The 13,816-nt window shown below is 70.0% G+C and carries 7 protein-coding genes and 1 pseudogene; 2 read left to right on the top strand and 6 right to left on the bottom strand.

Going from position 1 to position 13,816, the window contains the following annotated elements; all coding sequences use genetic code 11:
• Positions 1 to 255 precede the first annotated feature (255 nt).
• The 3 genes and pseudogenes from WMF34_RS05285 to WMF34_RS05275 form a co-directional block, all read right to left on the bottom strand.
• Positions 256 to 1,314, bottom strand: a complete 1,059-nt coding sequence (locus WMF34_RS05285; protein WP_231865111.1) for a glucuronyl esterase domain-containing protein — start codon at positions 1,312 to 1,314, stop codon at positions 256 to 258.
• 387 nt (positions 1,315 to 1,701) lie between these two features.
• Positions 1,702 to 1,926, bottom strand: a pseudogene (locus WMF34_RS05280) (cellulose binding domain-containing protein); the annotation flags it as partial.
• A gap of 538 nt (positions 1,927 to 2,464) precedes the next feature.
• Complete coding sequence (locus WMF34_RS05275; RefSeq protein WP_049876169.1) at positions 2,465 to 3,556, bottom strand: class I SAM-dependent methyltransferase; 1,092 nt, start codon at positions 3,554 to 3,556, stop codon at positions 2,465 to 2,467.
• A gap of 368 nt (positions 3,557 to 3,924) precedes the next feature.
• On the opposite strand from WMF34_RS05275, the gene WMF34_RS05270 reads away from it, so the two are divergent.
• Positions 3,925 to 6,369 (top strand): alpha-glucuronidase family glycosyl hydrolase, encoded by a 2,445-nt coding sequence (locus WMF34_RS05270; RefSeq protein ID WP_437992606.1) that lies wholly within the window; start codon positions 3,925 to 3,927, stop codon positions 6,367 to 6,369.
• A 179-nt stretch (positions 6,370 to 6,548) separates the two neighbouring features.
• On the opposite strand, the gene WMF34_RS05265 is transcribed toward WMF34_RS05270, so the two are convergent.
• Positions 6,549 to 6,827 carry a hypothetical protein gene (locus tag WMF34_RS05265; RefSeq protein ID WP_437992605.1) on the bottom strand — a complete coding sequence of 93 codons (279 nt, stop codon included), beginning with the start codon at positions 6,825 to 6,827 and terminating at the stop codon, positions 6,549 to 6,551.
• Here WMF34_RS05265 and WMF34_RS05260 point away from each other — a divergent pair.
• Positions 6,796 to 10,059 (top strand): hypothetical protein, encoded by a 3,264-nt coding sequence (locus WMF34_RS05260; RefSeq protein WP_437992604.1) that lies wholly within the window; start codon positions 6,796 to 6,798, stop codon positions 10,057 to 10,059. The genes WMF34_RS05265 and WMF34_RS05260 overlap by 32 nt on opposite strands.
• Positions 10,060 to 10,186: 127 nt before the next feature.
• Here WMF34_RS05260 and WMF34_RS05255 read toward each other — a convergent pair whose 3' ends face one another.
• Positions 10,187 to 11,536, bottom strand: a complete 1,350-nt coding sequence (locus WMF34_RS05255) for a DUF1552 domain-containing protein (protein WP_437994613.1) — start codon at positions 11,534 to 11,536, stop codon at positions 10,187 to 10,189.
• Between the two features lie 59 nt (positions 11,537 to 11,595).
• The gene (locus WMF34_RS05250) at positions 11,596 to 13,314 is read right to left on the bottom strand and encodes a DUF1592 domain-containing protein (RefSeq protein WP_012233627.1); all 1,719 of its coding nucleotides are present in this window, start codon (positions 13,312 to 13,314) and stop codon (positions 11,596 to 11,598) included.
• Positions 13,315 to 13,816 lie beyond the last annotated feature (502 nt).

The raw sequence follows: 13,816 nt of genomic DNA, 5'->3' as shown, positions 1-13,816 counted from the left end.
CACCTTCTTCATGGCGTTCTGGTAACGGCCCCGAGACGCATCTCGGCCATGGGCAGGCGCGGTCGGGCGCAGGGGGACGGCGCAGGCTGCGCCGCCCGCGGCGGGTTCTCCGATTGGATCACAAGGACGGGAGGGATTGGACCAAAATCGTCCGTCCAGCGCGTCCACGCATCCAGCGCGCCGCAAGAAAATTGAAGTGCGTGTACGGACGCCGGTCGGGGCGCCCCTTGCGAGGTGCCCCGTCGCCCCGAGCGGTTACTGGAGGGTCGGCGCCGTCCACTTCATCCACCTGTTCAGATCGGCCGTCGCCCCGTCGCCCTTGAGCAGGTTGGTGTCCGCGGTGCCGCCGCCGACGAGGAACTTCTTCACGTACGCATCGAGGGCCGCCCTCTGCGAGGACGGGAACGCGCAGTGGGCATGGGCGGCGGTCTGCCAGTAACCCATCTTGTCCGGCACCCCGAGCCCCTTCCAGATCTGCTGGGCGATGGACCCCGCCGTGAAGGTGCTGTTGATGCCGAGCCAGTCGATCCTGTTGTCGATGACGAGCAGCGCGCGCGGCGCGACGAGCCCCATGACCATGTGATGGTCGAAGGGCAAGGACGTCACCCGGTTGCCGAAGGTCGAGCCGAAGTTCGCGCGGAACCACGGCTGCTCGCTGGCCGCGCTGGACAGGGTCTGCACGTTCTCCCCGGCGTTGGCGCCCGCCTGCGAGACGCGCCAGCTCGCCGAGCCGCCGGCGCCCGACTCCTGGGGGATCGTCAGCACGATGCGCTCGTCGAACGCGCCCACCGTGAGCGCGCCCTTGCCGTTGCGCGAGCAACCCGTCACGGCGATGCGCTTCGGGTCGATGTTGGCGCCCGGGGTCTTCTCCAGCGCGTCGATGATCCGGCTCACGCCCCAGGCCCACGCGATCATCGAGCTGGCCGAGTGGTTGCTGCCGTAGAGGTTGTAGAACGTGCCCGTCCCGCGCGAGCCGCCGCCGTTCTGCGCGCCCATCGCGTTGTTGTCGAAGGTCGCCATCGCGACGCCGTTCTGCGTGAACACGCTGGTGTCGAGGTTGTTGCCACCGATGCCGATGACGAGCGGGATCGGACCAGCAGGCGCGCCGGAAGGCCGGCTGATGTTGATGGAGAAGGAGGCGCTCTTCCCTGCGTCGTTGACGCTGACCGTCAGCCTGTTCGCCGAGAACTGCCCCGTGACGTTGTCCTTGGACACAACGGGCTTCGATCCGGACTCATACGTCTCGACCTGCGACTTGATCTCCGCGCGCCGGCACGCCCACTCCGACTTCTTCGTGATGCGTGAACCGCTCAAGCTCAGGAACGGATCGTGATGCGTGTCGAACACCGGGAGAGACGAGGCGGCGGGCAACGTCGGCTTGGGGCAGCTCGCGCCGCTGTCTTCGACCGCGCCCGTGCTCCCGCCCGACCCGCCGGAGCCACCGGAGCCGCCCGACCCGCCGGAGCCGCCCGCACCGGAGCCGCCCGCACCACCCGAGCCGCCGGCCCCGCCCGAGCCGCCCGCACCCGAGCTGCTGCTCGACGACGAGCTGCTGGTCGACGACGAGCTACTGCTCGACGACGAGCTCGCGCTGCTGCTCGACGAGGAGGACGCGCCCGTGCCGACGATCGTGCCTCCGCTGCCGGCGACCGACGCGACCGCGGGCCGCCCGCTGCCGTTTGCGCAGAACCCCCACTCCACCCAACCTTTCTCCTTGATCGCTGCGTTGTGGGTCACGTTCGTGGCGGTGAACTGCCCGTTCGAGGACACGGAGGTCACGTTCCACGCATTGGCCAGCGTCGAGCCGTTGAGCCGGACGCCCACGTTCCACCCGGTGGTGGCCGGGGAGCGGGACTTGTTCGTCACCCTCACGTTCGCGCAGTAGCCGTTCCCCCAGTCCGACTGAATCGCGATATCCGCCGACATCGAGCCGTCAGCGCTGTCGAGGGCGCCGTCCAGCGTGTCGAGGTCCTCTTCCTCGATGGGCTCCACGGCGCACGCAAGCAGACCGAACGCGAACGAAGCGGAAACGCAGCCAAGCAAGCGAGTGATACGCATAAGATTCTCCATGATAAGAACGGCCGAGTCGCGGGCTTCTGCTCAAGGTGGATACGTGCACCAGCGAGACGCCCGCGAACCCTCGTTCAATTGGTAGAGGTCAATATTCCCGGCCAGCGTGCGCCTGATCATGAACGCCTCGCAAACCTTGCCGACCTCATGCCTGCAACCACGGTGTTCGTCGGACAGCCACTCACATGCGGATACCCACGGTGGGGCGGGGCACCATGAGAAAGCAAGAGCCAATCGGAAACGCAGCTCCAAGGAGCCAGCGCTCCTGGCAGCCATCTCCCCGAGTCGGTCCTCCGGATCGTGCCGCTGTCGCTCAGGCTGCCTGGGCGCGCGCCGTCGTCGCCATCGTCGCCATCGTCGCCATCGTCGAGTTACGCCGGTCCGAGGCCGGGCGTCACGCCGGCTTGCGCCCCGACACCAGGTAGAACGTCACCCCGCGCGCCCCGTCGAGCGTGCGCGCGAGCGCGGCCTGCTTCCACGCGCGCGCCTCCTGCATGGCGATCGCCCACAGCCGCTCGAACTGCGCCGGATCGCCGCCGCCGGCCAGATACAAGGCGTGGACCCGGTCGCGGGTGCCGCCCGTTCCGAGCCAGATGCCGCCGTCGATCCACGCCAGCACCTGGCGCAGCTCCTCGCGCTCCGCGGGCGTCTCGTACGGCGGGATCAGCGCGGCGCACTTGTCCGACTGGCACACGTGCAGATCGCCGAGCCCTGCCTCGCGGAATAGCCCTGGCAGCCGCTCGCCCACGGAGCTGTCCCCCTGTCCCAGCGCGCGCTTGCCGTCCTGGCAGGTTGCCTCGAGCTCGAGCAGCGAGAGCCAGTCGGCGCGCGACAGGCCGGGCGCGGTGACCAGGGCGGTGGCCTTTTCGGCGAAGTTGTTCGGCTCGACCGCCAGCAGGAGGCCGCCGGGGCGCAGGACTCGGCGCATCTCGCGCAGCACCCGCAGCGGGTCGGCGACGTGCATCAGGACCGTCTGGCACGTGGCGAGATCGACGCTCGCGTCGGGCAGCGGGAGGGCCTCGGCGAGGCCCTCCACGTACGACGTGCGCGCCGCCACCCCGCACGCCTCGGCCTCGGCGGCGGCGCGCGCGACGAAGGAGGGTTCACGATCGACGCCCACCAGGGTGGCGTCGCCGTGGAGCACGGGCAGGAGGGTGCGGCCCCAGTGCCCGACGCCGCAGCCGACATCGACCGCAGCGCGCACCTCGCCGAGCCGGAGCCGGCGGGCGATGAGCTCGACGAAATCACGGTTCCACCAGGTGTCGCGCCAGTCGCCCTCGAAGCCGACGAGCCAGCTGTAGTCGCTGGCCTCGAAGGCGGGCGGCGGCGGCGGAGGAGCCGAGGGATCAGCGGCGCTGGACACCGCGATGGCATACCACGGCCGCCGCGCGGCCCGGCGCCGATCCACGATGTGGCGCCGGGCCGGGCCGCTGGCAAGGACGTCACCCGGTTGCCGGAGATCGAGCCGAAGTTCGGGCGGAACCACGGCGGCTCACCATTCCCAGTGGAAGACGCCTCGATCGCGGTCGATTGGCAGCTTCAGTCCGCATTCCTGACGTTTTTTGCTCGGACCCCGCCAGAAATGCAGGAGCGCTGGACACTTCGCGCACGACGGCACGAGAAGCGACCTCTGACGAGGTGAGCAAGGCATGACGGAGCCGCGGTGCGTTGCAGTCTTGCACGGCGCGTTTAGGCCTTGACGGGCGTCGAGATTCACCCTCGAGATCGGCGAATCGGTTTGTTCACCCTCTTTCCCAAGCCCCCTCCATGGAAAGGCTGATTCAGATGGCGCCTCCTTCGGAAAACAAGATGTCACCTCGCGCGGATCGGCCGCCCACCAGACGGCCTCATCCGATGAAGATCCTGAGGGTACCGCTCCTCGTCGCCGGGCTCTTGAGCGCGGCGCTCGCGGGCGCTTGCTCCTCGAGCGGCACCGATGAGCCGAACGAGGTGACCGGCAGCGGCGGCTCCAGCGCAGCGGGGAGCCCCAGCGGGGCCACCGGCACGGGCGGCGGCGCGAGCAGCGGTGCGAACAGCGGTACAGGCGGCGGCGCCTCGGTCGGCCAGGGCGGCGGGGACACGGGAACATCGACCGGGAGCACGGGCGGGATGTCGGGCTCCGACGAGGAGTACCCCGCGCCGGGCGCCCTGCCGGACGAGACGGGCGCAGACCTCTGGCTCAGGTACCCGAAGGTGCCGATTCCGGGGCGCCTCGCGGAGTATCAGGCGGCCTTCAAGCGCGTGGTCAAGTCGGGGACCGGCGCGAGCCTCGACATCGCCGAGGCCGAGCTCGTCAAAGGGCTGAGCGGCTTGACGGGCGGAACCGTCGCGACCGGCGCGGCCGTCGACGGGCCGGGCGCCGTGGTGATCGGGACGGCCGCCGCGGACGTCATCAAGGGCCTGCCGCTCGCAGCGCGCCTCGGCGCCCTGGGCCCCGAGGGCTACCTCGTCGAGGCCGCCGACGTCGGAGGCCAGCCGGTGATCGCCGTGGCCGGCAACACCGAGGTGGGCGTGCTCTATGGCACCTTCGCGCTCCTCCGGCACGTCCAGAGCCACAGCGCCCTCGACAAGCTGTCGCTCACCGGCTCTCCCAAGATCGGCCATCGCATCCTGAACCACTGGGACAACCTCGATCGCAGCGTGGAGCGCGGCTACGCGGGCCGCTCCATCTGGGACTGGAGCGCGCTGCCCGGCACGCTCTCTCCCCGTTACAAGGACTACGCGAGGGCCAACGCCTCCATCGGCATCAACGGGACCGTGCTGACCAACGTGAACGCCAACGCGCAGGTCCTCACGCCGTCGTACCTCACGAAGGTCAAGGCGCTCGCCGACGTCTTCCGCCCTTATGGCATCAAGGTCTACCTCACGGCGCGATTCAGCGCGCCGGTCGAGATCGGCAACCTGAGCACGGCCGATCCGACCAACGCCAGCGTCAAGCAATGGTGGACGAACAAGGTCAACGAGATCTACCAGCAGATCCCCGACTTCGGTGGTTTCCTTGTGAAGGCGAACTCCGAGGGGCAGCCAGGGCCGCAGGACTACGGGCGGACCCACGCCGACGGCGCCAACATGCTCGCCGACGCCCTCGCGCCGCATGACGGCATCGTGATATGGCGCGCCTTCGTCTACTCCGACACGAGCCCCCCGGATCGCATCAAGCAGGCCTACGAGGAGTTCAAGCCTCTGGACGGCAAGTTCAAGAGCAACGTCCTCGTGCAGGCCAAGAACGGCCCGCTCGATTTCCAGCCCCGGGAGCCGTTCCATCCGCTGTTCGGGGCCATGCCGAAGACGCCCCTCGCCCTCGAGCTCCAGATCACGAAGGAGTACCTCGGCGAGGACACGCACCTCGCCTACCTCGGCCCGCTCTTCGAGGAGGTCCTCAAGGCGGACACCTACGCGGGCGGCGAGGGCTCGACCGTGGCGCGGGTCATCGACGGCACCCTCCACAAGTATGCGACCACCGCGATCTCGGGCGTCGCCAACGTGGGTGACGACACGAACTGGACGGGATCGCAGATGAACCAGGCGAACTGGTACGTGTACGGGCGCCTGGCGTGGAACCCGGACCTCTCCTCGGAGGCCATCGCGGAGGAGTGGGTCCGGCAGACGTTCTCGAACGACCCCGTCGTCGTCGAGCCGGTCGTTCAGATCATGATGCAGTCACGCGAGGCGCTTGTCGACTACATGACGCCCCTCGGCCTCGTCCACATCATGGGCAACGACCATCACTACGGGCCGGGGCCGTGGCTGAACAGCCTGAGCCGCGTCGAGTGGAACCCGGTCTACTATCACAAGGCGGACGCGAACAGCATCGGCTTCAACCGCACCTCGTCGGGCAGCAACGCTGTTGCCCAGTACGCCGCGCAGGTGGGACAGACGTTCGGGAGCCGGGACACGGTGCCGGACGATCTCGTGCTCTTCTTCCACCGCGTCGGCTGGCAAGACAAGCTGAAGTCGGGCAGGACGGTCTGGGAGGAGCTCGTCCATCGTTACAGCCAGGGCGTCGATGAGGTGGGGGTCATGCGAGAGACATGGAAGTCCGTCGAGGGCCGTATCGATGGCAAGCGCTTCAGTGACGTGAGCGACTTCCTGGAGATCCAGCACTACGAGGCGCGCTGGTGGCGCGACGCGTGCCTCGCCTACTTCGGCTCGGTGTCGAAGCTCCAGGTCCCGAGCGGCTACGCCCCCCTGGCGAACACGCTGAGCTTCTACCAGGGGCTCCGCTGCCCGTCCGACCCAAAGAAGCCCCGCTGCTCGCAGGTCTATACGGGGAATCCGTCCCCGGCCATCCTCCAGTGAGAGCGCAGTGAGAGCGGCGGGCCAGCTCGGTCTGGCCCGCCGCCTGCCGGCGATCTTCACGACCCTGCCCCCGTCAAGCGCACAGCATCCTCGGGATCTCGCCGACTCGGCGATCTGGCCAGGTCACAACACCCGAGTCGTCGCATGACCTCGTCGTGGTCCGCGATCGACGTGAACGCTCACACGCTGTTACCGTCCCGCTGGCTCATCCATCGGAGGACGGCGGGGTGCGCGTCGGCCGCCAGGGCCGTCAGGAGGTGCGTCGTGACGCTGGCTTCGAGTCGGGCATGGTTGCTGTTGATGGCGGGGTGCGCCTCGGCGTGCAGCGCGCCTGGACCGCAGGCGGCGGGGACTGGTCCTGCCGGGCGCTCCGCGGAGCGCGCGCTCCGGCCGAGCGGCGCCGCGCCGGTCGAGCTCGGGCGGATCGTGAGCAGGGCGCGGGCGAGCTTTCGATCCACGCGACAAGGGCTCTTTTCGGAGGGCGCCGCCCACCGGATCGACCTCGAGGGCGGCGCGGCGCGGATCCGCGCGAAGCCCTCGGCGAGGGCGGCGCGCAGGGGGCGAGCGAGGCAGCTCCAGGCGCTCGCCGAGGCGCGCACCGCCGCCGAGCTGACGGCGCGCCGCCGCGCGCTCCGCGGGCCTCTCCTCGAGGGCGCGCCCGGCGAGCTCCAGCCAGGGAGCGCGCTCACGCTGGCGACGCGATCGATCGCCCGCGCCGGCCACGAGTGCGTGAACGGCGAGGGGCGCGTGCGCATGGCGGCGGACGGCGGCGCGGAGCGCGCGTTCGAGACCTGCAGCGAGCTGTGGAAGAACCACGAGATGAACGCCGAGCAGGCGTTCCGGTTCCCCGAGCGGCCCGGGGGGCGCGGCGATCTCGTCGTGCGCGTGAGCGCCCGGCTCGGCGCAACGGACGCCGCGCCCTCGGTCGCGAGCGACGCCCGCGGCCTCGTCCTCGGCGCCCCGCCGGGGCAGCGGTTCGTGTACGGCCACGGCACGTGGATCGACGCGTCGGGCCGCCGCGTTCCGGTGCCCGCCCGCTGGGCGGACGGCCACATCGAGCTGCGCGTGCCCGCCTCGGTCGTCGAGGAGAGCGGCTATCCGGCGCTGCTCGATCCGGAGGTGGGCCCGGAGATCGGGACGGAGCCGCCCGTGCCCGTCCAGCAAGACGCCGGGTTCGATCCGGAGATCGCGACCGACGGGACGAGCTACGTCGTCGTCTTCGAGGATCTGTCGCGCATCCGCGCGGTCCGCGTCGGCGCGCGCGGGGACGCGCTCGATCTCGACTGGCTGGATCTGGGCGAGGAGTCCGCCGGCCAGTACCTGCCCAGCGTGGCGTACGGCGGAGGCCGCTACCTCGTCACCTGGAGCCAGTACGGCGACGACGCCCGGATCACCATCCGCGGCCGCGTGATGCGACCCGACGGCACGCTCGAAGGGCCGGCGAGCTTCCCGATCTCGACGTCGGCCGAGGGCGTGTATCCCTCGGTCGAGTGGAACGGGGAGCGCTTCGTGACCGCCTGGCTCAGCCTCGCCGACGATGGGGCCGACGACGTCCGCGCGACGCTCGTCGACCCGAGCGGCAGCGCCGTTCCCGGCGCCGAGCGCGCCCTTTCCACGAGCGGCCGCGCGTCGCGGCCGGCGGTCGGCGCCGGGGCGGACGTCTCCGTCGTGGCCTGGGACGAGGACGTCGCCGGCGGCGGCGCGCGGGCCATCCGTGCGGCGCGGGTGGCCAGCGATGGGACGGCGCTCGATGCCTTTGGCGTTCAGCTCTCGGAGGACCCGGGCAACGCGCGGCTCGTCGCGCTCGCGTCCGGCGGGACGAGCTTCCTGGTCACGTGGGTACGGGACGATCCCACGAGCACGATCCGGGGCGCGGTGCTGCGCGCGGACGGCACGATCGCGGCAAGGGACTTCCCGATCTCGCGGCCGAGCCCGGGCACGGGAGCCCCCGCCGCGGCGTTCGACGGCAGCAGCTATCTCGTGGCCTGGGCCGACGAGCGGGACGGTCGCGCGATGTACGGGGCCCGCGTCTCGGCCGAGGGCGTCGTGCAGGGGACCGACGACGTGAGGCTCGCGGACGGGTCGCCTCGCTCCGTCTTGGATTCGGATCGGAGCGCGCTCGCGTGGAACGGCTCGCGCTTCCTGCTCGCGTTCCACGGCCACGGCATCGAGGGCAGCCTGATCGGCCCGGATCTCGCGCTGGCCGCGGGCCGGCTCGGGCTCAGCCCCCTGCCGAACAGGCAGGGCGCCCCGCGCGTCGCCTGGACCGGCGAGAGCTACCTCGTCGCCTGGACCGACGAGCCGGACCCGGACCGGGAGCACATGGCCGCGCGCGCGGTGCGCGTGAGCGCGGCCGGCGAGGTCGTCGATCCGGTCGGGATCGAGCTCGCGAGCAGCGCCTTCGCGATCGATCTGGCCTCGAACGGCGGCGGCGCGTCGGTGCTCACCTGGAGCGCGCTCGGCGCCGGCGGGGATCACGTGCGGCGGGTGTCGGGCGACGGCGCGCTCGGGGAGAGCGTCGCCGTCTCGTCGCTCCACCTGTCGGCGACGCCGTCGGTCGCGAGCAACGGCGACGGTTATCTGGTGACCTTCGTGGAGAGGACCGCGGAGGAGCCCTTCGTGTTCACCGCGTCGGGCCGCCTGCTCGACGCTTCGGGGAGCGCTGGCCCGGTGTTCCCCATCGTGCCCTCGGTCGTGGCGGAGTCGCACGCGACGCCGCTCCGCGCCGGGCAGGACTACCTGGTGGCCTACGCGAAGGCGGGCCTGCATCTCGTCCCCGTGAGCCGCACGGGAGACGTCGGGGAGGGCTTCCTGCTATCGAGCGCATCGGCCGCCATCGCCGGGGCGACGGACGGCACGGACACGCTCGTTGTCTGGACGGAGTCCGCCGATGGCTGGCCAGAGGGCGGTGATGGGCCGGTGCGCGGTCGAATCTACGGCACGGGCGGCTGGCGGGGCGAAGCATTCCTGATCTCGCCGACGAGCGCTGGTCATACGGCGGCCGTGGCCTGGGACGGCGCGAGCTACCAGGTGGTGTGGGAAGAGACGGAGACGCACCGGCTCCGGATCCGCGCCGTGGCCCCCGATGGAACGCCGGGCATGGAGGCGTTGCTCGTGGATGACGCGTGCAATGCGCCGATGCTGGCCCGCGGCGAGGATGGCCGGTTCCTGCTGAGCTATGACAAGCTCGGCCCTGCTGCGCGCACGCGGCGCGTCGTCTCGCGGCTGCTCGGCTGGGGGCCTTCACCCGGGCCCGGCACAGGCGGCGGCGCGGGCGGAAGCGGCGGCGCCGGGCTTGGCACGGGCGGAGGCGGCAGCGTGGAGCCCGGGGCGGGCGGAAATGGCGGTGCGGAGCCGGGCGCGGGCGGAAACGACGGCGTGGAGCCGGCCGCGGGCGGCAGCGGCAGCGGCGGCGCGGAGCCGGACGCGGGCGGAAATGGCGGTGCGGAGCCGGCCGCGGGTGGCCGAGCAGGGAATGGCGGGGGCGGCGGCACCTCCAGCGTGGCCGCCGGCAGCAGCAGAATTGATGGGACCGACGACACGAGCGACGACGCACAATGCAGCGCTCACGGCGCTGGCAGCAGGTCCGCGTACATCGGGCTCACCGTCGCCCTGCTTGGTCTCGCCCTCATTGCACGACGCTGCAGCACCAGGAGTGCGCAGGACGCTGAAGCGTGCCGCTCAGCCTGATCCACCGAGAGATGAACCGCCAAGCACGCCAAGGACGCCAAGAAACGAAAAATTGGCATCTTGGCGCGCTTGGCGGCTCGAAACCCTGCCCTATTCAGGCGGTTTCAGTCCATTTGTCGCTCTGGCGCTATGACGTCAGGTTCGTGAGCGGCCCGGTGCAGTGCTCCGGGGTGCCGAACGTGGTCCGGGTGTCGCCGAACAGGTTCAAGATCGAGACGAGCAGGTTGTTGTGCGGGAGGTTCTTGTACCGGAGCCAGCGCCCGGTGCGCAGACCTCCGCCGCCGCCGGCCAGGAGGAACGGCATGTTCGTCTTATTGTGACTCGGCGGATCCGCGATCTCGGAGCCGAAGAAGACGACGCTCTCGTCGAGCAGCGAGTGTCCGCCCATGTCGACCTTCTCCATCTCCTGCAGGAGATAGAGGTGCTGCTTCGAATACCAGTTGCAGATGAGCTCGCACTCGTCCTCCCTGAAGCCGCCGTCGTGCTGGTAGTAATGGTGGTGCTCGCTCAGGTTCAGCCAAGGGAAGGTGTGCTTCGCCTCGGTGTCGCTCCATTGAAGCGTGCCGACCGCGGTGATGTCGCAGGCGAGCGCCATCACCAGCATGTCCGTCATCAGCTTGCCGACCTTGGGGATCGCCGCGTCGGTCGACGTGTCCTTGATCGAGCCGTTGTCGGCGGAGTTGCGCCCCGTGCGCGGGTTGTAGTCGGACGTGTCGACCATCGCCGGCGCCTGGCAGGCGCCCGTCGCGGTCGGCACCTTGCTGAGGCTCTCCTCGATCTCGCGGAGCTTCGTCAGGTGCTGATCGATCTTCTGCTTGTCAGCAGCGCCGAGCCGCGAGGACAGGGCAGAGTAGCGCCGGTCGAGGAAGTCGAGGATCGATTGCTTTCGCGCGAGGCGACGGGCGGCGTCGTTGCCGGCGCCGGGGTTCAGCGTGCCGAAGAGATCGGTGAAGATCTCCACCGGATCGATGCGCGGCGGGATCGGGCTGTACGGCGCGTCGTTCTCGAAATTCGCGATGTTCATCGGAGACAGCAGGCCGTGCGATTTTCCCGTCGCCCAGCGCACTGCGATCTCGAGGCTCGCCTTCGCCTTTTGCCCCCCGGAGATCCGGGCGGCGATCACCTGATCGATGGACGGTCCGCTCCCGTAGGCGCGGCCCGCGGCGCCGTCCTGCGGCGTGCCCGTGAGCCAGGCGATGATCCCGGCCTGGTGCTGCTCGCCGATCCCGCTCTTCATGTCGAGGCCGTCGACGACGAGCAGCCGGCTCTGCACCGGCGCGAGCGGCGCCAGGATGGGGCTCAGCGTGAAGCTCGTCTCGGAGCCCGTCGGCCGCCACCGGTCCCTCACGGTCCCGCCGGGCGTGTAGACGGCGAGGAAGCGCTTCGCGGGGGCGGCCTGCGCGCGCGCCGTGGGCTCGGTGCCCATGATCTCCAGCCACGGGAGCGCGATGGCGATGCCGCCAGCACCTCGCAGCAAGGCACGCCGGTTCAAGCGAAACGTCGAGCGAAACGTCGAGCGAAACGTCGACATGGCCGTCACTCCTCCCGGGGAGCCATGGTGTGGAAGGCGTCCGTCTGCGTGAGCTCGATGAGGAGCTGCTTCACGTTGTATCCGGACGTCTTGAAGGCGGCCGTGACGGCCTCTCGTGTGCACTTGTCCTCGGCGCGCAGCGTGAGTCCGTAGGCGTATTCGATCCAGTGCGTCGCGAAGCAGCTCTGCACGTCCTCCGTCTCGGCGAGCTTGCGCACCAGCTCGATCGGCCCGCTCACGGTCCCCTCCGTGCCCGGCACCGAGCCGCTCGCGTCGATCGCGACGTCGTTCTCGGTCGTGCGGAACAGCCCGACCGCGTCGTAGTTCTCGAACGAGAAGCCGACCGGATCCATGAACTGGTGGCACGTCGCGCAGACCTTATCCTCGCTGTGCTGACTGAAGCGCTCCCGCGCCGTCTTGCCGGTGTACGGGTCCGGCGGCTTCACCTTCTCCAGGATGTCGCCCGTGGGGAGCGGGATCACGTGGCACATCAGCTTCTGGACCACGAAGGAGCCGCGGACCACGGGGTTCGTCATGTTCGAGTGCGTCGTCCCGGCCATCACCCCCGCCTGGGTGAGGAGCCCGAGGCGCTGGGTCGTATCGAGCTCCACGCGCTGGAACGCATCGCCCGTCACGCCGGAGACGCCGTAGAACGCCGCGAGCGGGCCGTTCATGTACGTGTACGGGGCGGTCAAGATGGACGGCCAGGTGCCGGCCTCCTCGAAGATCTCCTGCTCGAGGAACCGCTGCGTCTCCTCACGCATCAGCGAGCCGATCGTGCGAGAGAAGGTCGGGAAGGCCTCCGCGTCCCGCTCGAGATCCGCGAGGCTGCTGATGGGGAGCAGGCTGTCGAAGAAGAACCGCACGACGGGCCGGGCCCGTGGGTCGTCGAGCATGCGCTCGGCGTGCGAGCGCACGCCTTCCTTCGTCGCGAGCTCCCCCGCCCGCGCGGCCGAGCGCAGCTGCTCGTCGGGCATCGTGCCCCAGAACAGGTACGAGAGCCGCGTCGCCATCTCGTCGCCCGTCGGCCGGCGGAGCGCCGGGCGCGCGGGATCGGGCGCGCCCCACTCGACGCGGTAGAGGAAATCGGGCGACTGGAGCACCGCCTCGATCACCGTCGCGATGCCGGCGGCGAACGTCGCGTCCTCTCGCCCGGCGCTGTACAGCGCGAGGAGCTCGTCCGCCTCGCCGGCCTGGAGCGGCCGGCGATAGGCGCGCGCCGCGAGGTCCTCGACGATCGTGCGCGCGCACGCCTCCTCCCCCGCCGCCGTCACGTCGCCCGCGCAGGGCGCGAGCCTCGCGAGCGCCTCCGGCGTCGCGGTCGCGCGCTTGGCGATGCCCTCCGCGATGGTGCCCAGCTGCTCGGCGAGCAGGCTCGAGACAGACAGCGTGTCCGCGTCGTTGCCGAAGCCGTTCCCGATATCCTCGCTCGGCAGCGAGAAGGCGGGCTCCGTCGTGTCCCCCAGGAGGTCGCGAACCGTGTTGTTGTATTCGAAGCGCGTCAGCCGCCGGAGCGGCGCTCGCCCGGGGTACACCGTGTCGTCCTGGCAAACACCGATGGGATCGTCGGTACCAGGTTTGCCGGAGCCGGAGCTGGAGCCGGAATCCGCGCCCGGCTCACCCACGGATCCCGTACAGCCGCCGGCGAGGACCAGCGCGATCGGCGCGGCCCACCGAGCGCCTCCGCGACGGCGCGCAGGCTGGTGACGCGAGGGTCTGGACATCGTTGTCGCTCCTCACCAGCGCTGGGAGCGCTGAAGTCCCGCGATTAGACAACAAGCGCTCTTCAATCGCCAGAAAATTGAGAGCGGACCCCTCCCCTTCGACCGCACAGGAGCCGTCGGGACCGTCCCGGCGACGCCGTGATTCCAGTAACGGCGACATGATTTGATTCTTCAGGACGTGTTGGCTCCCGGCGCGCACACGTTCCGTTCTGCAGCGAAAATCACACGAACACGGCGCTTCTTGTCGGCTGCAATTTTTCTCGAGATGAGCGTTCACACCGGATGGGTAGTTTCGCGAAGCCACGGTCACGGAGATGGATTGGGCTTCAGATCCGCGATGCGCGTCGCCACATCACATCGTTGTTCATCTGCTCGGAATGCTCGGAATGAATCGACATGAATCCTCCTCGGGCGAGCGGCTCGCGCGTGCGCGTGCGTGTGAGCCGCTGAACCACCGCGCGGAGGAATAAACCCTGGACGCCTCATACCGTCCAATGCATGG

The sequence above is a fragment of the Sorangium sp. So ce145 genome (assembly GCF_051525985.1).
GTDB lineage: Bacteria > Myxococcota_A > Polyangia > Polyangiales > Polyangiaceae > Sorangium > Sorangium cellulosum_B.
Note: the sequence above shows the minus strand (reverse complement) of the source record. Positions and strands in the feature narration are given on the sequence as shown.

Bases quoted from the DNA above. Each gene is read 5' to 3' on its own strand.
- WMF34_RS05270 (WP_437992606.1), top strand. From the start codon at position 3,925: ATGAAGATCCTGAGGGTACCGCTCCTCGTCGCCGGGCTCTTGAGCGCG.
- WMF34_RS05250 (WP_012233627.1), bottom strand. From the start codon at position 13,314: ATGTCCAGACCCTCGCGTCACCAGCCTGCGCGCCGTCGCGGAGGCGCT.